16 protein-coding genes, 2 pseudogenes and 1 other annotated feature are annotated in these 21,010 nt (G+C 62.6%); of the genes and pseudogenes, 9 read left to right on the forward strand and 9 right to left on the reverse strand.

All coding sequences use genetic code 11. The features are described 5' to 3' along the window. Positions 1 to 414 precede the first annotated feature (414 nt). From ACT53K_RS00660 to ACT53K_RS00670, 3 genes are all read left to right on the forward strand, one after another. Positions 415 to 2,766, forward strand: coding sequence for a TonB-dependent receptor (locus ACT53K_RS00660; RefSeq protein WP_476226594.1), 2,352 nt, complete (start codon positions 415 to 417; stop codon positions 2,764 to 2,766). 69 nt (positions 2,767 to 2,835) lie between these two features. After that, positions 2,836 to 3,591 carry a hypothetical protein gene (locus tag ACT53K_RS00665; RefSeq protein ID WP_476226595.1) on the forward strand — a complete coding sequence of 252 codons (756 nt, stop codon included), beginning with the start codon at positions 2,836 to 2,838 and terminating at the stop codon, positions 3,589 to 3,591. Continuing rightward, positions 3,588 to 4,961, forward strand: a complete 1,374-nt coding sequence (locus ACT53K_RS00670; protein WP_476226596.1) for a DUF4185 domain-containing protein — start codon at positions 3,588 to 3,590, stop codon at positions 4,959 to 4,961. Before ACT53K_RS00665 ends, ACT53K_RS00670 begins: the two co-directional genes overlap by 4 nt. A gap of 94 nt (positions 4,962 to 5,055) precedes the next feature. Here ACT53K_RS00670 and ACT53K_RS00675 read toward each other — a convergent pair whose 3' ends face one another. Then, the gene (locus ACT53K_RS00675) at positions 5,056 to 5,844 is read right to left on the reverse strand and encodes a hypothetical protein (RefSeq protein ID WP_476226597.1); all 789 of its coding nucleotides are present in this window, start codon (positions 5,842 to 5,844) and stop codon (positions 5,056 to 5,058) included. A 96-nt stretch (positions 5,845 to 5,940) separates the two neighbouring features. After that, positions 5,941 to 6,306, reverse strand: a complete 366-nt coding sequence (locus tag ACT53K_RS00680) for a DUF6152 family protein (RefSeq protein WP_476226598.1) — start codon at positions 6,304 to 6,306, stop codon at positions 5,941 to 5,943. 609 nt (positions 6,307 to 6,915) lie between these two features. Between ACT53K_RS00680 and ACT53K_RS00685 the strand changes: the two genes are divergently transcribed. Both ACT53K_RS00685 and ACT53K_RS00690 read left to right on the forward strand, forming a co-directional pair. After that, positions 6,916 to 7,734 (forward strand): TonB-dependent receptor plug domain-containing protein, encoded by an 819-nt coding sequence (locus ACT53K_RS00685; RefSeq protein WP_476226599.1) that lies wholly within the window; start codon positions 6,916 to 6,918, stop codon positions 7,732 to 7,734. Beyond that, the gene (locus tag ACT53K_RS00690) at positions 7,731 to 9,281 is read left to right on the forward strand and encodes a TonB-dependent receptor (RefSeq protein ID WP_476226600.1); all 1,551 of its coding nucleotides are present in this window, start codon (positions 7,731 to 7,733) and stop codon (positions 9,279 to 9,281) included. The genes ACT53K_RS00685 and ACT53K_RS00690 overlap by 4 nt, the downstream gene beginning before the upstream one ends. An 89-nt stretch (positions 9,282 to 9,370) precedes the next feature. Here the strand turns inward: ACT53K_RS00690 and ACT53K_RS00695 are convergent. After that, a pseudogene (locus tag ACT53K_RS00695) lies at positions 9,371 to 9,493 on the reverse strand (IS3 family transposase); the annotation flags it as partial. Continuing rightward, positions 9,475 to 9,572 (reverse strand) — a sequence feature (AL1L pseudoknot). Its footprint overlaps the pseudogene before it by 19 nt. Further along, a pseudogene (locus ACT53K_RS00700) lies at positions 9,492 to 9,854 on the reverse strand (transposase); the annotation flags it as partial. Its footprint overlaps the feature before it by 81 nt. The pseudogenes ACT53K_RS00700 and ACT53K_RS00695, both read right to left, overlap by 2 nt. Before the next feature lie 232 nt (positions 9,855 to 10,086). Between ACT53K_RS00700 and ACT53K_RS00705 the strand changes: the two are divergent. Further along, complete coding sequence (locus ACT53K_RS00705) at positions 10,087 to 11,346, forward strand: hypothetical protein (protein WP_476226601.1); 1,260 nt, start codon at positions 10,087 to 10,089, stop codon at positions 11,344 to 11,346. Between the two features lie 5 nt (positions 11,347 to 11,351). On the opposite strand, the gene ACT53K_RS00710 is transcribed toward ACT53K_RS00705, so the two are convergent. Beyond that, on the reverse strand, positions 11,352 to 12,641 hold the full coding sequence (locus ACT53K_RS00710; protein ID WP_476226602.1) for a hypothetical protein: 1,290 nt from the start codon (positions 12,639 to 12,641) through the stop codon (positions 11,352 to 11,354). A 252-nt stretch (positions 12,642 to 12,893) separates the two neighbouring features. Here ACT53K_RS00710 and ACT53K_RS00715 point away from each other — a divergent pair, with 252 nt between their 5' ends. From ACT53K_RS00715 to ACT53K_RS00725, 3 genes are all read left to right on the forward strand, one after another. Continuing rightward, positions 12,894 to 15,206 carry a TonB-dependent receptor gene (locus ACT53K_RS00715; protein ID WP_476226603.1) on the forward strand — a complete coding sequence of 771 codons (2,313 nt, stop codon included), beginning with the start codon at positions 12,894 to 12,896 and terminating at the stop codon, positions 15,204 to 15,206. 62 nt (positions 15,207 to 15,268) lie between these two features. After that, entirely contained in the window at positions 15,269 to 15,634 is a 366-nt protein-coding gene (locus ACT53K_RS00720) for a 2Fe-2S iron-sulfur cluster-binding protein (RefSeq protein ID WP_476226604.1), read from the forward strand. 48 nt (positions 15,635 to 15,682) lie between these two features. Beyond that, entirely contained in the window at positions 15,683 to 16,702 is a 1,020-nt protein-coding gene (locus ACT53K_RS00725; protein WP_476226605.1) for a sterol desaturase family protein, read from the forward strand. Between the two features lie 104 nt (positions 16,703 to 16,806). Here the strand turns inward: ACT53K_RS00725 and ACT53K_RS00730 are convergent, their stop codons facing one another. The 4 genes from ACT53K_RS00730 to ACT53K_RS00745 are packed head-to-tail and all read right to left on the reverse strand — an operon-like array spanning position 16,807 to position 20,934. Continuing rightward, positions 16,807 to 17,976: an AMP-binding protein gene (locus tag ACT53K_RS00730; RefSeq protein ID WP_476226606.1), complete on the reverse strand. Its 1,170-nt coding sequence runs from the start codon at positions 17,974 to 17,976 to the stop codon at positions 16,807 to 16,809. After that, positions 17,973 to 18,878 (reverse strand): glycosyltransferase family 2 protein, encoded by a 906-nt coding sequence (locus ACT53K_RS00735; RefSeq protein WP_476226607.1) that lies wholly within the window; start codon positions 18,876 to 18,878, stop codon positions 17,973 to 17,975. The genes ACT53K_RS00730 and ACT53K_RS00735 overlap by 4 nt, the downstream gene beginning before the upstream one ends. After that, complete coding sequence (locus tag ACT53K_RS00740) at positions 18,875 to 20,110, reverse strand: ATP-grasp domain-containing protein (protein ID WP_476226608.1); 1,236 nt, start codon at positions 20,108 to 20,110, stop codon at positions 18,875 to 18,877. Before ACT53K_RS00740 ends, ACT53K_RS00735 begins: the two co-directional genes overlap by 4 nt. Next, positions 20,107 to 20,934: a hypothetical protein gene (locus ACT53K_RS00745; protein ID WP_476226609.1), complete on the reverse strand. Its 828-nt coding sequence runs from the start codon at positions 20,932 to 20,934 to the stop codon at positions 20,107 to 20,109. Before ACT53K_RS00745 ends, ACT53K_RS00740 begins: the two co-directional genes overlap by 4 nt. Positions 20,935 to 21,010: the final 76 nt, after the last annotated feature.

Below are 21,010 nucleotides of genomic sequence, written 5' to 3' on the forward strand. Positions count from 1 at the left end.
AGCGAAGCACCGCACGCCGAAAATCCGTGAAGCGGTCATGAAACAGTTCCGGGGCGGCGCCGGCTGTCGGGGGGGCGGCGAACAAGGCCTCCGCCGCTTCAATTCAGCTTTGGCAGTGCGCAGCTTGTGAGCTGATCGTACTCGGGCGGGGGCGCTTATCCGCCTCCATTGTAACGAAAACGCGATTGTTCGGAACGTTTCCGGACGGTGTCCTGGCGGTGGCGCCTATTTACTCATCAACAACAAACTGCGCCAAATACGGCCTCTGCGTTACAAAAATGCAACGATGTCCGCGCCGGCTACAGATTGTTGCGTTGGCCCGTGTCTATCCAGCAGCGGACATCGGCGGGCAGCCGCGAGCCGCAGGCGCAGACCTATGCGCTGTCAACGCGACAAGGTTTCAGAGGGGAAGACATGAACAGCTATCAGGGAACCGGGCGGAGAAAAGACAATCGTCAATCGCGGCTGACAATGCTGATGTTGGGAACGGCGCTCGCCTCTATCGCAGTGCCCGCACAAGCGCAAGATTCTGCCGACAAGCAAACCGCTGCCGGGCCGCAGGAGCGTCGCCAGGCAGTAGTCGACACCGATGAAATCATTGTTTCGGCGCGACGCAGGGACGAGAAGCTCACCGACGTACCGGCGTCGATCACAGCCCTTTCAGCGGACTATCTGAAGACGCAGAACATCCAGAGTTTCACCGATTACGCAAGCCGCGTGCCCAACCTCAGCTTTCAATATGGCCAGGGCGGCAGCCTGTTATGGAGCGGCGATCGTCAGACCACCATTCGCGGCGTGGTCGGCGTCGGTACCACCGCTTATTACATCAACGATACGCCGGTTCCGTCTTCGGTCAGCCCGCTGGCGCTCGACCTCGATCGTATCGAAGTGCTCAAGGGGCCGCAGGGCACGCTGTTCGGCACCAGCTCGATGGGCGGCACCCTTCGTTTCATCACCCGCAAGCCGTCGCTCAGCGAGAATTCCGGCGCCGTGCAGCTCCAGGCGGGGGGCACGAAAGCGGCAGGGTTCGACGGCAATGCCAACGCCCAGGCGAATGTCGTGCTGTCGCCGGGGCGCGCCGCGCTGGATATCGCCGTCGGATTTACGCACGATTCCGGGTACATAACCCGCCAGTTCACCGATGCAGCCGGGCGGCTGGTGTCGCGCAAGGGCCAAGGCCGCAACGATGTCGCGATGGGATCGGTAACGCTGCGCCTGAAGCTTTCCGAGCGATTGGAAGCCTCGGCCAACGTCATCGGACAATATAGCTATCTGCACGGCTTCCCGGCGGCCTATGTGCCGCTGCCGGGCTATCGGCCGCTATCCTATACTGTGAATCGCGACGCCGATCAGCAGGAGTATTCGGCCGATGGCTGGGGCTTGGGTTCCCTCGCGCTGAACTACGCCGGCAACGGCTTCGCTGTCACGTCGTCCACCAGCTTCTTCGCCCGGAAGATCACCGAGCTAGAAGACGATACCGAGGGCAGCCTGCTCTATCTGATCCAGAATTTCGGGTCGGATTTCAACGTGCCCGTGCTCTATCAATATAATCGGGCGCGGGAGACGCGCTTCACCCACGAAGACCGCCTCTCGTTCGAAGAGGGAACGATCCTCCCGCATCTCAGCGGGACCGTGGGTGTGTTCTATCAGCGCCGATTCAACAACACCCGCGTTCCGGTGATACCGATCAAGGAGCTGGTGGATGCGGGTTTCTCCCCTTCCAACTTCGGGTCGTCGAATGCGCGAAACCATGCGAGCGACGTCGCGGTGTTCGGCGAACTCTATTACGAAATCGTCCCCAAGCTGACGATCACGGCCGGGCTTCGCAAATATTGGACGCGGCAGAACACGGACCCTTCGACCGACATCGGCCTCCTGTACCTGCCGACCGGCTCCAACTTCAATCCGGCGCTGCGCAGCCGCATGACCGGCCTGGTGCCCAAGGCGGTGCTGTCCTACAAGATCGGCGACGAGGGCAATATCTACGTTTCCGCCTCCAAGGGCTTCAGGCCGGGCGGCGGGCAGTCGGCCCTGCCCAATATCTGCGCGGCCGATCTGGCGGCGCTCGGGCTCGATAACAACAAGATCCGCCAATATCAGTCCGATACCCTGTGGAATTACGAAGTTGGCGCAAAGAGCCGGCTGGCGGGCGGACGGCTCAGCGCGTCGGTGGCTGCGTTCCAGATGAACTGGAGCAACATCCAGCAATCCACGCTGCTCAATTGTCTCCTGCCGTTGACGACCAATGCCGGCAAAGCCCGCATCCGCGGCGGTGAGATGGAGCTTTCCGGTCGCCCGTTCGCTGGCGTGCCGCTCTCGATCCAGATCGGGATTGGCTATACCGATGCCGTCCTCGTCGACCCCGGGGTGCTCCCGCAGCCGGCGAACAGCCCCTTGCCGCAGGTGCCCAAGTGGAGCGGCGCGATTTCCGGCAGCTACGAGACACCGCTCAACGCTTCCCTGCAGCTCTTCATTGCGGGCGACTATAGCTATACCGGCCCGCAGCGTGTGACGAACGCGGCTGGTCAATTCTACAAGCGCCAGGCGATTGACATGGTCAACGGCAATATCGGCCTGCGTTTTGGGCGCTCGCAGCTGATGCTCTACGTCAAGAACCTGCTCGACAAGCGACTGAACTATGGCGACCAGCCTGCCGCGAGCTTCGAACGTCAGGAAGAACTTCCCGACGGTTCGCTCCAGCGATTGCCCCGCGGTGTGGTGAGTCGTCCGCGTCAGATCGGCGTGCAGTATCAGCTCGAGTTCTGAGCGCGCTGGGGGGCGGTCCTTGCGGCCGCGGCCCTTGAATCTGCGAAGGTGGAGGATGCGATGGAGCAATTGTTCAGCAAGCCGGTGGTCGTGCGGGCTCTCCTTGCGATCGGCGCTCTTTTCCTGGCGCCGGTATCTCATGCCGACCCCCGGATCAGTGGCGTGTGGAACCATTATCCGCCGTTGCCCGGCACCTTTTCAGGGGAGCCCGATCCTCCGGAATGGGACCCGGGCGAACCGCCCTTGCGCGAACCCTATCTGACTCAATGGAAACAGCTTCAGGCCAAGCGCGAAGCGGCAGAGGCCAGTGGCAAGCCGCTGCCAGACGACAGCGCGCTTTGTCGCCCGACCGGCATGCCGCAGATCATGTTCGCGCATTACGCGCTCCAGATCCTGCAGAACCCGGAGCTGAAGCAGATCACCATCCTGTCCGAATTCATGGCGGAGATCCGCCGCATCTATCTGGACGAGACGATGCCGCCGATCGAGGACATCAACCCCAGCTATTTCGGCTATTCGGTGGGAAGGTGGAACGGCGACGTGCTGGAGGTGACCACCGCGGGCATCAAGGAAAGCGCCCGATTCATGGACATTCCCCACTCAGACAAGATGATCATTCGCGAGCGCCTCTTCATTGAGCAGTCGGGCCTGCTGATCGACCAAGTTTCGATCGAAGACGCGCAGTATATGACCAAGCCTTATACGTTCCGGATCATGTACCGGAAGGAACCACCTTCCTACAAGATCAACGAGTTCGTCTGCGACAATCAGCACACCGTCGTCCTGCCGGACGGCAGCATGGGCATGGACGTCGAGCACCGATGAGCAAGCGATCCGATAGCGCTGGACCGCTGGAGGGCCGGCGCAGCTTCCTGAAGCACGTGATCGCTGCCGGCAGCAGCCTGATATGCGGTCCCGGCATGGCCCGGGCCGCGCGGTCGCCGCGGCTGCCAGCTGCTACCATACGCGGTCTCGTCCCGCAGGACCACACGCTGCTGCGCATGCCGGGGCTGGGGGATGGCTTCAAGATGAGCTGGGGCGCCGATGATCGTCAGTTCGTCGTCCTGAACGACGGGACGGGGTGGGGGGATGCGCCGCCGCGCACTTTCTTCAAGCGATCGCTCTGGAGGATGGCCGGTCAGCCCGGACAGGCGACGGTAGATCCGATCCCAGGCTATCCCAACGTCGATGCGGCAATCGAATCCGATGCGATCCCGCATTATCATGGACATGGTGTGCTGGCGGTGAACGGCAGGGTGTACCAGTTTCTCGGCGCGCTCGACCGGGCCGAGGACAGGCTTCGACAGTGGAACGCGGCCAAGCTCATCTACTCCATCGATGGCGGTCGGACTTGGTGCAACCAGGATGGCAGCCAGCCCGTGCGCAGTGACGACTGGGACCGGCAATCCAGCAGCAGCATGGCTTTCTTCAACGAACCGGATGGCTGTTTCTCGTTGCTGAGCTTCCTGCAGATGGGACAGGACTATCGCGCCAATCGCGACGGCTATGCCTATGTGTACAGCCCCAACGGCAATGTCGACGGGCGGATGAACGAACTGGTCCTGTTCCGCGTGCCGGTAGACCGGATTCTCGACAGGAGCGCCTATAGCTTCTTCGCGGGCAGGTCCGCGAGCGGCGAGCCGGTCTGGAGCAAGGCAATCGCCGCACGGCAGCCGGTGCATGTCTTCCCTCGCGGCTGGGTGAACCGAACCAGCCTGTTCCCAGGCGATATCGTGGTCGAGACCTGGCTGCCGAGCGTCGTGTTCAATGCGCCGCTCGGGCTCTACATGATGGTAAGCTCCGGCACGGGCTGCGCACCGGATGGAACCGAGTTCGCCAAGCCTGGCTATCTCGGCTTCTGGGTATCGGAGACGCCATGGGGGCCGTGGCGGCAAGTGCATGAGGACACGGCCTGGACGCCCGGCGGAGACCCCGAGTCACGGCCCTATTCTCCGCAAATTGCGCCAAAATGGATCGCGGAAGATGGCAAGTCGCTCTGGCTGGCATGGACCGATCTCAAGGGCATTCGCAGCATGGGCGTGGATAGCGCGGCGGAGGCAGGCGAACCGCAGGCGCCCGGATCGCAGCCGGAAGCAGGGGGAGGCGAGGACGTCCTGGCGCAGGCGGTGATGATGCGCCGTGCGATGCCGAACTACACGTTCAATGCCCAGCGTTTCGACCTGGCGCTGGGTTGACATGAAGGGGCGGCCAGGACCTGGCCGCCCCTTCTTTTTTCTCGACCTACGCGAAGTCCCGCGCGGCGGCAGGTCGCCACGCGGGACTTCGCGCTTATTTCAGCCCGAGCGAGACCGTGCCGTCCGGATTAATCACGTCGAGACGGTGATCGCAGACATATTCCGGAATGCGATAGTTGTGGTTGCGCTTATATTCCCACCGGATCTTGTATGGCTTGTTCAGATATTCCGGATCCTCGATCGTCACATCCAGCCGCAGCTTGTCCTTGCCGATAAGACGATAGCGCTCGGTGACGAGCATCGCGTCGCTGTGAGGGATGTCGTAGAATTGCACTTCCTTCTGCACGCCGCGGGTCTTTACGGTCAGAACGCCACCTGCCCAGTGCGCGGACGAGAAGCCGTAATAGGATGGCGGCAGATCGTCCGGCGCCGGGAACGGGGTGTCGAGATAGATCCGCCGGGTCTGCATGAACAGTTCGGCGAGGACGGTGATCTGCCCACGGGTCTGCAGGATCTGGATCGGATAGATCGCTTCCATGATGCCGGGCGTGCCCTCCGGCAGGCAGCGGGTGCTGGCATCCACCAGTGGAGTGCCGGCCTTGAGCATCGCCTGCTTCTTCTCCTGCAGCGCTTTCCAGGCGCTGGCGAAAGGCTCCTTGAGATCGGGATTGCCGCCCGGCGGCGGGGTCAGCTTGGTCTCGTCATCGTCGTCGAACGGAAAGGGATCGCGTTCCCAGACGCCCCTGATGTCCGGTTGCCGATGCACGATCTTTGCCTTGCCGCTCTGGGGTGACTGCGGCGCTCCGGCCACGGCACGTTGGTCGGCGGCGGCCAGTGCCAATGCAGAGCAGAGCGCGAGGCTTGCCATCATCTTCAGGTTCATCGGGCCCTCTCTCGTTTTCGATGTTCGGGAAGTTACCGCGGGTTACGCATGTGTGCGGATCATTTGCGGCCGAGGCGGCCCGCCACGGCCTATCCGTCACCACGCATCGAGTTTGCGGCCGTCGGGAATCGTGGCGACCTTCAATGCGCCGCCGGGCTTCCCGTTACGAAGCGGATAGAAGGTGATGTCGATCTTATCGCCGGCCTTGATCGTGTTGAACTTCCACCCGGCCCGGGTCATGTTCGAGGGGCTGTTGCATTCCAGCGTGTAGCGTTCCCCGCCACTTTTCACGACGACGTATACATGTGGGTTCGACCACTGGAACTGTTCGACGGTGACGCCTTTCAGTTCGGAGATCTTGGTCTGGTCGAACATCGTGAAGGAATGATGTGCCATCGCCGGCATGCCGACGACCACCAGCCCTGCTACTGCCGCGACACCATATGCTGCCTTCCTAATCATTCGAATCGCTCCCCATTATAAGGATTTACTACCCCGCGCCGACAGCCGCTCGCTGGCTCTTCTCACTTCATCGGTGTGTTTCGACATTCACTCGCTGAATGCTGCAGCGCCGTGTTGCCGTGAAAGGCAACGTACGTCGTAGCCTATATCGGGTCGCCGGAGCCTCAAGTGTGAAGCGGTCGTGAAACTGTTGATCGACGCGCCGACGCCGGTCGTGCGCGCTGAAATTTCTAATAATCCAGCATTTCTAGAGGGTTGTCGCTGCCTCGCGAAGGGTAGGCAGGTCGCCCTACAAGAGCTCGGGCAAGGGCGCGCGGACGTAACAAGCCAGCAGCGGAACGTTTCCGCACGGTTAAATGTGCCAACACGACATTTACATCCGCGCAACAAAATGTCCCATTATTCCAGCGTCGTTGCCAATAAGAAACTATCCAAAGCTGCAGGACGCAAGGGAGAACTTGTCCGCATTTTCGCTTCGAGAGTCTCCCGGAGCACGTGGAGAGGGAGGCTCTGCCTCAAATGATCCGCAGGTGAACAAACCAAGCTTCGCGCCCGAACGCAGAAAAGGCGGGGCGAGAAGCCAAACCTGACACGGGGAAGAGGGGAATCATGAAAAGTTCGACAGCCTGGATCATGCCGCTCGGGGGCGGCATCACCGTTGAATCCGTCTCGATCACGGCACTGCTTCTCGCCGGTTCGGCGCTGGTGCTGCCTGCTGGCGCCGCTCATGCGCAGGAAGCACCCCAGAAGCAGGAAACACCCCAGAAAAGGGCGACATATCAGGAGCCTCTCCCCACGGAGGAAATCCTCGTCTCTGCCCGCCGAAAGGACGAAAAGCTGACGGAGGTGCCAGCATCCGTCACTGCCTACTCTTCCGATTATATGAAGACGCAGAATATCCAGAACTTTATCGACTATGCGACTCGCGTTCCCGGCCTTAGCTTCCAATATGGCGAGAACGGTGCGCTGCTGTGGAGCGGCAGCCGTGAGACGACCATCCGCGGCGTCGCCGGCGCCGGCACCACCGCCTATTATATCAACGATACGCCGGTGCCGGCTTCGGTCAGCCCGCTCACGCTTACCCTCGATCGCATGGAGGTGCTTAAGGGCCCGCAGGGCACGCTGTTCGGCGCGAGCTCCATGGGCGGGACCATGCGCTTCATCACCCGCCGGCCGTCCTTCTCCGAGACTTCCGGTACCGCGGAAGTGGAAGGGGGCGTCACCAAGAATGCCGGGTTCGATTATAGCGCGAACGCGGTGGCCAATGTCGTGCTCGCACCGGGCCGTGTTGGGCTCGATTTCGGATTCGGCTATACCCATGATTCCGGTTTCACGACGCGGCGTTTTCCCGACGAGTCCGGCAAGCTGATCTCCCGCGACGGCCAGGGACGCGACAATACTTTGTCGGTTCGGCCACTTTGCGCGTGAAGCTCACCGATACGCTCGAGGCGTCGATCAACGGCATCGTCCAGACGACGGACCTGCACGGATTTCCGGCCGCCTATCTCCCGCTGCCGGGCTACAAGCCAGTATCCTACATTTCGGACCGCGACCGCGACGTGCAGGAATTCTCGAAGGATCGCTGGGGCACCGGCTCTTTCGTGCTGAACTATTCGGGGCAGGGTGTCTCCGTCGTCTCCTCCACCAGCTACTTCGTGCGGAAGATCCGCGAGCGTGAGGACGATACCGAGGGCAGCAACATCTATTTTGATCAGCGGACCGGCCTCGATCTCGGCAATCCGGCGGTCTACCAGGAGAGCGTGCAGACGACGAAGCTCTTCACGCATGAAGATCGCCTGTCGTTCGACCAGGGTACGCTGCTGCCGCACCTGTCCGGTGTAGTCGGCATCTATTATCAGCATGCCCATGAGCGATCGATAACGCTCGCCGTCCCAATCCCGGCGCTGAAAGCTGCGGGGATCACGCCGGATTTTCTGGGGGATAGCAACTCCGTGAACCGGTCCGACGATGCGGCAGTGTTCGGCGAGCTATACTACGAGCTCGTTCCGAAGCTGACCGTGACGCTGGGGCTGCGCAAATACTGGCTGCGTCTGAAAACCGACGCGTCGACCGATGTCGGGTATCTTTATCCCGATGGCATCAGCGTCAATCCGGAGTTGCGGAGCAGCCGGACCGGGGTCGTTCCCAAGGCCGTCCTCTCCTACAAGATCGGCGATCAGGGGAATGTCTATGCGTCCGTCTCTAAGGGGTTCCGGGTCGGCGGCAGGGAGCAGACGCTGCCGGACATCTGCTCCGCGGACCTCGCGAACCTGGGCCTGACACGCGATCAGCTCCGGCAATATCGATCGGACAGCCTGTGGAGCTATGAGGTCGGCGCGAAGAGCCGGCTGGCGAATGGCCGCCTCACCGCGGCGGTCGCCGCCTATCAGATCGACTGGTCCGACATCCAGCAATCGATCACGCTGCCGACCTGCACGATCACGCTGACGACGAATGCGGGCAAGGCGCGGATCCGTGGCGGCGAGCTGGAACTGTCGGGGCGTCCGTTCGCCGGTGTGCCGCTGTCGATCCAGCTGGGGCTGGGCTACACGAACGGCGTGCTGCAGGATCCCGGCGTGCTTCCCCAGGAGCCCAATAGCCCGCTGCCGCAGGTGCCGCGCTGGACCGGCACCATCTCGGGCTATTATGAAACCCCGCTGAGCAAGTCCGTCCAGTTGTTCCTGGCGGCGGACTATAGCTACACCGGCTCGACAAGGGTCGCCGACGGAAGCGGCGGATTCTGGACGCGCCAGCCGATCAACATGGTCAACGGCAATATCGGCGTAAGCTTCGGGTCTTCGCAGCTTATGGTCTATGTGAAGAACCTGCTCGACAAGCGGCTGAATTTCGGTGCGCAACCGGCTGCCGGTTTCGAGCGGCAGGAGTATCTGGACGACGGATCGCTGCAACGCCTGCCGCGCGGGGTGGTGAGCCGGCCGCGCCAGATTGGCGTGCAATATCAGTTGAACTTCTGATCGACGGGGCCGGGGATGGCAACTCGCCATCCCCGGCATACCGAACCTGCTCTTTTCTATGGACGACGTGCCCTTCCGCATTTCCACCCGCGATCGTGAAGCGCGTGTTCCAGGACATCGAGGCCGAAGCGGGCATGCGCCGTCCTGCTAGCCTGCCAACCGACGATCCGCCTGGCTTAGGTATCGATGACGAAGGCGACGTAGATGCCCCCCCGAGGCATCGTGCTTATCATCGATGAACGCGATCATTGCCGGAACGAGCGGTCGAGCTCCGCCTGCGCAAAATATGCCGACGCCTTGCGGAAAATCTCATTGGCCTGATGCAGCGCGCGAACCTCGCGCTTCAGCGCCTTCATCTTGTCGGCAACCTCGGTCGGGACGCCAGCCCGCTTGCCACTGTCGAACTCGGCCTTCTTCACTCACTCATGCAGCGTTTGCAGAAACGCAGCCGATCTTCTCCGTGATCGACACCACTGCCGCCCAGCGGGAAGGACAATCGCGCTCGTGATTGACCACCATCCGCACCGCCCGCTCGTGGACCTCGGGTGCAAACTTTTTCGTTGTCTTGTTCATGCGGACTCCAATTTTCTCAGGCATTGGAGCCTTGGGCAAAGCCAACCCCGTTCAGCCCGTTCGCCATTTGATTGGGCGCACGCAACTCGTCGCAGAGCGTTGCTGGACGTACTTCGGTTACCTCCATAAGCTCAGGTGCCCTGATCGGCTCTGGTCGGGTCCTGTTCTGATAGGGGGGCGGCGGACGGATATGAGCGGCAGACGGGAGATGGCCGCAATAATCCATGAAAATATGGACCGGGAAGGCGCGCGTGTCTCGGCTTTCCTGGCCTCGCGCCGTGCCGAACGACTGTTGACGCTGTTCGAGTTCCTGCTCGAACAATCGCGACAGGGTCTGCGGCCGGGAGAAGCGGACGTTGCCGCCGCCGTCTGGGGCGAACTGGCATGCGGCAAGGGGGGCGGAGGCAGCAATGTCCGGATCTATGTCTCCCGCATGCGGAAGATGCTCGACCAATATTATGAAGCCCGACCGGGACCGCGGCTGATCGTTCCGAAGGGTGAATACAGCATCGCGCTGGTCGGCACCGCGGAAAACCAAGGGTTGGAACATGACGGGGAGGCCCCCCGGCTCGCACCCTGGCGCGGCATGCGGCCCAGCAACGCGACCAGGGTTTTGGTCGCGCTGGCCGGCGTGAATCTGGTCCTTGCCTGCATCTTCTTGCTGACCGCTCGCCCCGACGACACGGGGCCCCTTTGGAGCGCCATCGCGCCGGCACGCTTTCCCACGGTTATCGCCATCGGAGACCATTTCCTGTTCGGCCGCCGGCATGACGGCGAAGTGGCCGAGATCCTGCGCGATTTCTCCATCCACGGCCGGGAGGAGTTTCGACAGCGAAAGCCGGTTCTTGAACGGGGCGGAGATGAGCTCGTCGATCTCGATCTGAGCTATGTCAGCTCGAACACGGCCTTCGCCTTGCGCAGCCTTATGGTGGCAACGGAAAGCCAGGGCGCGGAAAGGTCGCAGATCCGCGTGATCCCGGCGTCCGGGCTGGACCCGGAAATCTTCAAGAGCAACGACATCGTCTATACGGGGCGTTTCGATGATCTGGGGCCTCTGATCGGGGCGGCCCTTGCACGGGCCTCCAAGTTCACGCTGAGCCCGGACGGCCGGCAGCTTGCCGACAAGGCATCCCGCAGAACCTATCCCGCGGCCGTTTCGGGCGATGCAGGCAAGGACATTCCGATCGGCGACTATGGCTATGTCGCCAGCCTGTCCGGCCCCTCCGGCAACCGCATCCTCATAGTATCGGGCCTGGGCGATGCCGCAGTCGCGCAGATGGCAGACCTCGTGGCGAGCGAGGCGGGCCTAGCCGAACTGGCCAAGCGGATCGGAAGGAAAACTGACAGTTTTGAGGCCCTGTATCAGGTACGAGCGATGTACAGCCAGAGCTATGGTCGGCGCCTCATCTTCGTTCGAGCAATCGACGATCAGGACATTTGGGACAATCCGGGCCAGGGCGCCGGCCCGGGGGCCTTCCGGTGGTCGCCATGAGGCGGTCAGGGCAGGCCTTTCAGCGTGCGGACGAACAGCAGCCCGTTCCTGTATCGCAGGTCGCCGAGTGACCGGATGTCATAGAGTGCTTCGAACGAAGCTGCCCCGTGCGACTGGCGCGCCAGCGTCTCCAGCTGGGCGGGATCCTGTGCGATCCGCGCCATCTGCGGCAGGGCGGAGTCCTCCAGCCCCGCAATGATCCAGAGCGCACAGCCATCCGGCTTCATGATGCGCGCATAATAGCCATAATCGTCGACGATCGCCGGGCGCTTCAGCGGGTTCCGGTTCTTCTGGTCGATGGCATCCGTCAGCTTGGCCTGGAAGGTGCGGTGGTGGTCCGGATCCGCCAGATCGTCCGACACCGGATCATAGGTGAAGCGGGAGACCTGGAAAACGAGGTCGTGCAGCAACCCCAGCTGATCGAGCCGGCCGAAGTACAGGATGTTGCGTCCGTTCAATCGGTCCGGCGTGAATTTGGACATGGTCAGCACGGCAGGAACGATCAGCTTGCCTTCGCTCCGGAAAGCGAGCCCCCCCAGCAGCGACCATAGCCCCTCGGCGCTGCTGGTCGACATATCATAGTCGTCGCGATCGCGGATCTGTTCGCCCTGATCGTTACCGGCCGATGGCGCGGCGTCGAGCTGGGCCGCCGACTGGATCGTCGGACGCATGACGAGCCTGGGGGGCTGGCCGTCCGCACCGGACTGAAAATAGAGATAGGAGTCGCCCACCACCACAAGGGGTTCCCCGCAACGCGCTTCCGCATGGCGATATGCGCCGATCGGTGGGGATGCCGGCGTTTCGGACTGGCCGCGCAGCAAAAACAGAGAGCCCCAGGCGGATGCGGTGAGCAGTAGGCCAAGGGCAGCGCCAATCTGCAGCCGTGAGAAACGCGCGCGCGGTGCCGCCTCTGCCGGATCCGGAAGCGCCGGGCCCTGGGGGGGCAAGGGAGCAAGGCTTTCGGCGGGAGCGTCCGGGACGAGAAATATGCGATACTGGCCCTTGGGAATGGTCAGGCGAGGACCCGGCCTGTCCCCATAAAGCGCATCGAGCCGGCCACGTAACCGATGCACATACACCCGCACCATCGCATCTTGCGACGTATCGTAACGGTCGTCCTTCCCGAACACCTCGAAGGCGATCTCGATTTCCTTCGGCGCCCGCATGTCCTGCGAATGGGCGAGCAGATAATCGAACAGCAGCAGTAGCTTTTCCGAGCAGCCATCGGCCTCCAGCAACACCCGCACGCGCCGTGCTTCGGCAGCGAGAGGGGCTTCCGGCCTGGGTTCCGTCATGCTGTTGTTCCGCTCAACGCCTGGCCGAGTAACGTGTCAAAACTGTTACTGCCCTTAAGCAAGGCCTTGGCATGTAGCACAGCATGCAGGCGTTGCAACGCTTGGCTGCCGTAAGCGCAATCAGCGGGATCGCGGTCCGATGTGCTCCATGGCGGCACGATCGGCTGAAATAGTGGGCCAGCGAAAACAATGACCTAGGGGGGAGCGGGTGGCCTGGCTGCCCGACCGATAAGAACAGACGGAGGAGAGCAAATGCGATATGAGGTTCCGTGCGCGCTTGTCACCTTGCTGGGCATCGTCCCGGGCATGGCCGTTCCAGCCGCGGCGCAGGAGCAGAACTCCAAGCCGGCCCCGTCGAGCGACAATGCCGCTCGCCAGGAAAACGAGAATCCCGACGCGATCGTCGTGACCGCCCGTCGCAAGGAAGAGACGCTGACGACGGTGCCGGCCTCCATCACGGCCTATGGATCGGATTTCCTCAGAAAACAGAATATCACCAGCTTTGCCGATTACGCCACCAAGGTCCCGAACCTTGCGTTTCAATTTGGCCAGGGCGCCGGCACGCCCCTGTGGAGCGGCGGGCGCCAGACCTCGATCCGCGGCGTCGCAGGCACGGACACCACTGCCTATTATATCGACGACACCCCGGTACCCTCGTCGGTCAGCCCGCAGGTTCTCAATCTCGATCGCATCGAAGTGCTGAAGGGACCGCAGGGCACGTTGTTCGGCGCGAGCTCGATGGGTGGCAACCTGCGCTACATCACGAAAACGCCGTCGCTGAGCGACAATAGCGGCATCGTCCAATTGTCTGGCGGCCACACCGCCCATGGCGGACTGGACATGGACGCCAACGGCCAAACCAACCTGGTCCTCTCGCCCGGCAAGGTCGCACTCGATGTTGCGGCGGGCTACACGCGCGAGTCCGGCTACATCACCCGCCGCTTCCCGGACGGCCGCGGCAATCTCGTCAGCCGGGACGGGCAGGGCCGTAACGAGACCATATCCGGCTCGGCAAAATTGCGCGCGGCGCTCACGGACGAACTCGAAGTGACGGTCTCGGCGATCGGCCAGACCTCGACACTGCACGGTTTTCCGGCGGCATATGCGCATCTGCGGGAATACCGGCCCATCTCCCTCACGGTCGATCGCGCACGGGACGTCCAGGAATATTCCAAGGATCGCTGGGGCATCGGCTCGCTCGTGTTCAACTACAAGGGCGACGGCGTTTCGGTCATCTCCTCAACCAGCTATTTCACACGCCGCCTCAACGAACGGGAGGACGACACCGAAGGCTCGATCGAATTCCTCAACACCCTGGGCATTGATGCAGGCGGTTCGACCTTTGTCACGGCGACCGAACAAAAGGAGCGTCGCTTTACGCAGGAATTGCGCGTGTCGGTCGATGACGGCGTGCTCCTGCCGGGCCTCTCCGGCATCCTCGGCGTCTATTATCAGCATGCCAGGCGGGACACGCGCGTGCCGGGGCAATTCAGCCAGGTGCTTGCCGATGCCGGCTTCAACCCGCCCTATCTGGGCAACCAGACGCTGCGAATCCGGTCGAACGACACGGCGCTGTTCGGCGAGCTATATTATGACATCGTGCCCAAATTGACGCTGACGCTTGGGCTCAGGCACTATTGGATTCGGCAGAAGACCGCGCCAACAGTCGATAGCGGTGTCATCATCAGCGGCGGTTTTGCGGCGCAGCCGGGCTTGTCGAACAGCCAGTCCGGCGTCGTTCCGAAGGCGGTGCTATCCTACAAGGTCGGTGGCGGAAACATCTACGCGTCGGTCGCCAAGGGCTTTCGGCCCGGCGGCGCGCAGCAGCGGCTGCCGGACATCTGCTCGAGCGACCTCGCTGCACTCGGTCTCACCGCCAATAGTGTCCGCCAATATCGGTCGGACACGCTGTGGAGCTATGAAGTCGGGGCCAAGTCGCAATTCGCTGGCCGGCGCATGTCGGCATCGGCCGCAGCGTTTCAGATAGACTGGTCCTCGATCCAGCAACTCGTGCCTCTCTCCGGCTGCCAGATTTCCTTCACGGGCAATGCAGGAAAGGCGCGCATTCGCGGCGGCGAACTCGAGCTGTCCGGAAGGCCCTTTGCGGACGTGCCGCTTACGGTACAGGCAGGCATCGGCTATCTATCTGCCATTCTCACCGATCCGGGCTATCTCCCCAGCCCGGCGGGCAGCAGGCTACCCCAGGTTCCCCGCTGGACCGCCAGCATCTCCGGCTATTACGAGCATCCGCTCGGCGGCGATGCCAAGCTCTTCGTCTCTGCCGATTACAGCTACACGTCCACGGTGAATGTATCCGTGGGGCAGGGCGCCTTTACGGTGCGTCAGCCCTTCAACATCGTCAACGGCAACGTCGGTATCAGCTTCGGCCAAAGCCAGGTGCTGCTCTACGGCAAGAACCTTCTGAACAAGGTTCTGAACTATGGCGACCAGCCTTCGGCCAGCTTCGACCGTACCGAACTGGGCGACTTCGTTTCCGATCGCCTGCCGCGCGTCATCGTAAGTCGCCCCAGGCAGTTCGGCATTCAATTTCGCCGGACCTTTTGACGGTGCCGGCATTGCGCCTGCCGGCTTACCCCAACCTCAACATATTCCAGAAGGATAGACTAATGGCTTCTTCCCCCACCACGCTGCCCGAAGACGTGGCGATCGCTGCCGAACTCCATGTGCTCGTCATGACCAGGGACGGCGAGACCCGGCGCATTCCCGCCCGGGGCGGCGCCTCGGTCATGGAGATACTTCGGGATGCAGGAATAGACGATCTGCCGGCCTATTGCGGCGGTGCCTGTTCCTGCGCCTCCTGCCATGTGCACGTGGCGCCGGAATGGACGGACAAGCTGCCGCCGATCGGCGAAGACGAGGCGATCCTGCTCGAGTCAGCGGCGAACCACGCCGACACCTCCCGCCTGTCGTGCCAGATTCCGTTCTCGGCGGCCCTTTCCGGCCTGCAGGTGCGCACTGCCTACACCGAGTGATTCAAACACCACGACGCAGTTATGCGCTAGTTCATCGGAGAGGTTGTCGTGGAACATATCATTCAGGCCTTGCAAGCGGCGTATGCCGAGTCCTGGAAAGAGATCATGGCCGGGTCGATATTGTTCGATCTGCTGTACTTCGTGCTGGGGGGGATCTTCTACTTCTTCCTCAGTGCGCGCCATGAAAAGGCGCTCTCGCTCGATCAGCTTCCCCGCTACCTCGTCGATCCGCATCTGACGGGGGGGCTTCAGCCGGTCGAACATGCCCGGCAATCTGCCAGGATCGATCGCCGGTCCTGGCTCGTGCGCCTGTTGTGGGCGCCGCCGCTCATCGCCATCACGACGGCCTTGGGCCTGGCGCTGGGCGTGTATCTCGCCGGCAGGTTCAACCTCTGGTTCGGTGCACGCCCGCCGGTGCATTGGCCGCAATGGGCCGTGCTGCTTTGCCAGGCGAGCGTGATCTTCCTGGTGGGAGACTTCGGAAACTACTGGAATCACCGCTGGATGCACCGGGTGCCGATATACTGGGCTTTCCACCGGGTGCACCATTCCGCGGAAACGCTGAACTATTTCACAGGCGACCGCGAACATCCGTTGGAGGTTTTCCCCAGCGCGATCCTTCAGGGGATCTGGAACGGTGTTGGCACGGCGATCGTGCTATGGGCAACAGGGACGAGCCTGCAGACTGCCGCCTTGCCTGTTCTCGTGGGGCTGGGCGTGGTCTGGAACATCCGTACGATCCTGCTCCATTCCCACTTTCCCCTGTCGTTCGGACCGCTGGACTATGTGATTGGTGGTCCGATCATGCATCAGTTGCACCACAGCGCCGAAGCGCATCATTTCAGCCGCAATTTCGGCGTACAGCTGATGTGTTGGGACTGGTTGTTCGGATCGATCTATGTTCCCGCGAAGGGCGAGACCTTTCGGCTCGGGCTTAGCGAAGACGAGCTTGGCCCGCGTAATCCCCATGGGACATTGAAGACCCTCTATCTCGAACCGTTTCAATATGCCTGGCGCGTCACGTTTGCACGGCGCGATCCGTCGGAAGAGCAGAAAAGGGTCGATTAGTGGCTGCACCTCTTGTCCGGTCGCGAAACACGTTCGGCGTTTCGGACGATGGGTGCGGTTGCTGATGCATCTGATCCGCCCGCGCGCTTCGGGCCTTGATCCGATCATCGCCGGAAGTCGGCGATCATCGGTCTCTTCGCCGTGACTGGATCGTGATGCAGCCCCGCCATTGGCACCCGCTGCACACCGAGCGCGACCTGCGGTGCTGCGGGACGGATCAGTTGCGAAAGTCCGGCTTTGGCGGCGTCGATCGCGCACGTGCCGGCTGGATCGACCAGTAGCAGATCGATGCGGTCCCAGCCTTGCTCCCCCCGCCGCAGCTGGATCTGGAACGCCTCAGCGCCGGCAGCCAGGGGCAGGAACAGCGTAAGATCGAAATGCTGCTCAGCCAAAAGGAATGAGCGCGCATTGCGGCCGCGCAGCTCAAGCAGGCGCGTACCGTCGCGCTCGATCAGGCGCCCGACATCGCCGACGAGATAGCGGAACACCGGAAACCGCCTGCGATAGGCATTGGTAACCGCCAGTTCTCCAAAGCCCTCGCCATCCGGTGCCAGCACTTCCACCACCACGTTCGGCAGGATACGGAACAGTCCGGCTTTGCGGGTCGCATCGGACCATGCCCAGATTCCGGTCTCGGCGCCGCCATATAGCGACCAGAAGCGCTGCGTGCCGAAGCGCGCGGCAAAGCTTTCGGCGGCGCACGCGGGAAGTGGCTCGCCGGCATAGAGCAGTTGCGGAATCGCCAAGCGCGTGCCGGTGCCACTGAGGAATTCGGCAAAGAGCTGGAGCTTCGAAGGCGTCCCGAGCAAATGCGTCGGTGCGAAGCGCCGTGCTGCCGCCTCAACATCTTCGTAGCGGGCATGTGCGCTCATCGGTAGTGCGGTCGCGGCGCAGCGTTCGAGCAGGTCGTCGAGAATTGCCGCGGTACGGTACATGTCGGCATAGCCGAACAGGTTGAGCGCCACCGTTCTCGCATCGAAGATACCGTCGGCGCGCAGTGCCGTTGCGAGCGCCTGGCGTTGCGCGTGGTTTTCGGCGATGTCGACCGGAAATACCAGCGGCGTGGTGGTGCTCCCGCCCGATCGCACCAGATAAACCCCGTGTGCTTCGGCGCCTGGCACGAAGCCATCCAGGTGTGGCTTCAGCACCATCTTGTCTGTGGGCGGCGCGCCGTCGGGGCTGTCGAACCCGGCAAGATCCTCCTTGTAAAAGCGGTGCGCGCGGGCGAGGGCGAAACAGTCGCGCAGCAGCACATCATCAGCGGTACGCGTCATGCGCCAATCGCCTCGAACAGATCGCGATGGTGTGCCAGGAATGGCGATTGCTGATCCTCGGGCAGTATCGTCACCGCATGTTCGCGCCAGCGTGTGGCTAGCATTGCAGCCATCTTTCGGTCGCACGGATCTTCGCTGTGGCGATAGCGCAGCACCGTCGGCGGCACTTCCAGGTCGTGCCACTGGCGGCAGCGGCGATGCGACAGACTATCGGGCACGATGCGGAAGCGGATCAGCGGAGCAGCGACCAGGCCCACGCGCGCGTTGGCGGTGGCTATATCCTTGAGAACCCGATACCAGAGGTCGACCCCCTCATTGAGACGGGCATTTTCATAGCGGTGCGTACCTAGCCAGCGGCGCCGGACGACGACGTTGCTGGCACGCCCCATCATGAATTCGGGATGCGCGGCGGCGCGCAAGGGATCGGTGAGTAGGAACAGGCCCTCGTCGATCGGCGCCGCGATCGATGCCAGCGCATCGGCGAGAAGCGCCGGCTCGGGAAACACTTCGCCGGAGGGCTCGCTGGCGAAACCGATCACCGCCATCGCGAGGCTATGGCGGTCCATCATGGCGCGCAGGTGCCGCAGCGCCCCCGGCTGCAGCCGGTCATCGGCGTCGAGGCAGAGGAGCAGCTCGCAGTCGACGCGGTCGATGCCGCTGTTGCGCGCCGCGCCGGGGCCGGCATTCTGCGTGTGACGCACCCAGTCGATCCGCGTCCCGGCCAGCGCTGCCGCGTGCACGGCAAGCGCCTGCTCGGCCGCCGCCGCACTGCCATCGGTGCTGGCGTCGTCGACCACAATCAAGGAATCCGGCGGAGCGTCCTGTCCGGCCAGCGAGGCGATGGTTTCCGCAACGAACGGGCGCTTGTTGAACAGCGGGATGACGACTGCAAGGCTGGTCATTGCGTTACCAGCGGCACGTAAATCTGGCCGCGATCGCCGTGCAGGTTGATCACCGAGTCACTGGACCCGCGGAAGATACCGGGACCATAGCTGGTCGCGTCGCGGCACAGCTGCAGCCCGATCAGATGTGTTACACCGGCAGCGCCCGGCGTGCCGAAATCATGCTGAGGGAGATAGTGCTGGTACATATCTAGCCGCCAATCGCGCTCAACCCGTGCGCGCCACGCCGCCTCGCCGCACTCATGGCGCACCAGCGCATCGATTCCGCGTCCGCCGCTACTGCGCTTCACAATCATGTCCAGGTCGCAGGCGAGGAGCGCAGCGCAATCCCTCTCGTCGCGGATGGCCCAGGATGGGATCAGGAACGCGCGCAGCGCCTCTGTCTCGTCTGCGGGCAAAAGACTCTGGCGGATCGCATCGTCCCACAGCACTGCCAGCACGCGCTTGTCATGAACCAGGATCAACGTGCGGACGTCGTTGAAATAGCGACCGGTCGCGATCAGGTGTTGCAGTACCGGCGCTGAAATCAACGGCAGTTCGCTCCGGTCCATTTCCAGGATGACATGGTCGATCGTCTGCCCGCCCACGCACAGTTTGCCGCCCACCAGCTCGATCGCCGCCGGGGTGACTGCCATGAAGCCGATGCCGCGCGCGCGCAGTGCCTCGGCAAGCAGGAAGATTTCGGTTCCCGCCTCGCGCTGATGCAGCATCGCCACGCTGTCGCCCGCGCGATACCCGTCGCACAGTGCATCGACAAACCCGTGCCCCGTCACCGCGCCCAGCCGCGCCGCGGCATGTGGTGCGATCGCCTTCGCGGCACGGTCGCTAACCATCCACCCGTTGAGCGGGTAGCGGGCACCGATCTCGCAGACCCGTGGCTGGCCCTCGCGATCATGGACAAGATCGGGGCGGTGCCACCCGACGCGATACGGGGCGCCATGCGCCAGCCGCAGGATCGCTTCCATCGGCGGTGGCAAGGCATATATGGCGCGGATGCGCGGATCGTCAAAATAGCGCGCGACGATGGCCCGCAGCGCCTTGTCGAGCAGTTGATTCAGCCGGGAGAGTCGAGCCAGATAGGCAGGCTGCACCAGCACTGGTTGCGCGGCAAGCAGCTCGCCGTCCACGATCGACGGCACGCCGATCCGCGCCGCCAGCGCAAGGCGTTCATGTTCGGCAAAGCCCTGCTCCGCGATGCGCAGCAGGGGCGCGCCGGCCCTGCTGGCGCTCAATGGACCGCCTCAACCCCGATCGCGCTACGCAGACAGACCTGTTCAAGCACTGCCGCCTTTTTCTCCAGATAATCGGCTACGATCGTGTCGAGCGCATAGTCGCCGATTTCGACGTCCATTGCGGTGGCAAAATGCTCCAGTGCATTCAGCGCGTGGAAGAAATGGTTCTTTTCGGTCGGCCCGGTATGGACGCTGATCCAGGCGAGAGTCTGGCGGATCGCAGCTTCTGAGAAGCCATAGTCTTCGGCCAGCCAGCGCCGGAACAGCGGCAGGATGAACTCGACCTCGCCATGCGTATAGATTTCGTGCGTCAAGGTGGTCAGTAGCGCGATTACGGGATCACGCTCTCGCAGCGAATTATGATCCTTCCAGTCCTTGAATGCCTTTGCCGCCGGGTGGAGGTAGCGCCGCGACATCCAGCGGTCGTCGCCAATGATGTCGGTAGCCATGCGGTAGAACATGTCTGCGTGGAGAACCCGGTGCGTCACCGCGAGATCCTCGTCGATAATGCGGTCCAGGCTGGTGAGCGTGCGGAGCAGTGCGTCCACATCACGGACTTGCTGTCCGCGATGGAGCATGAGCGTCAGGCGGTTTCCGACTCCCGCAACCGTCGCCGCGCTGTTGTTGGTCTGCGACCAGCTTTGGAAGAACGTGCATAGCGCTTCCACATCCTGCCGCTGGCGGGTCAGTGCGCGAAATGCGTCTTCGATCCGGTCAAACTGATGCGATTGCTTAGAAAATCCATCAATAAGATCGTTCTTGATGCGAGAATTTGTCATGGTTTCAAGCACCGGCAATACAATAGCGCGCAGAGAAGCGATCATATTACACCCCCTTCGGTGCCGCCTGTCTATTCGCGATTGTGCAGTGCCAAATAGTGCAACATGCACCGAAATGGGT

Source organism: Sphingomonas sp. DMC8, assembly GCF_056314185.1.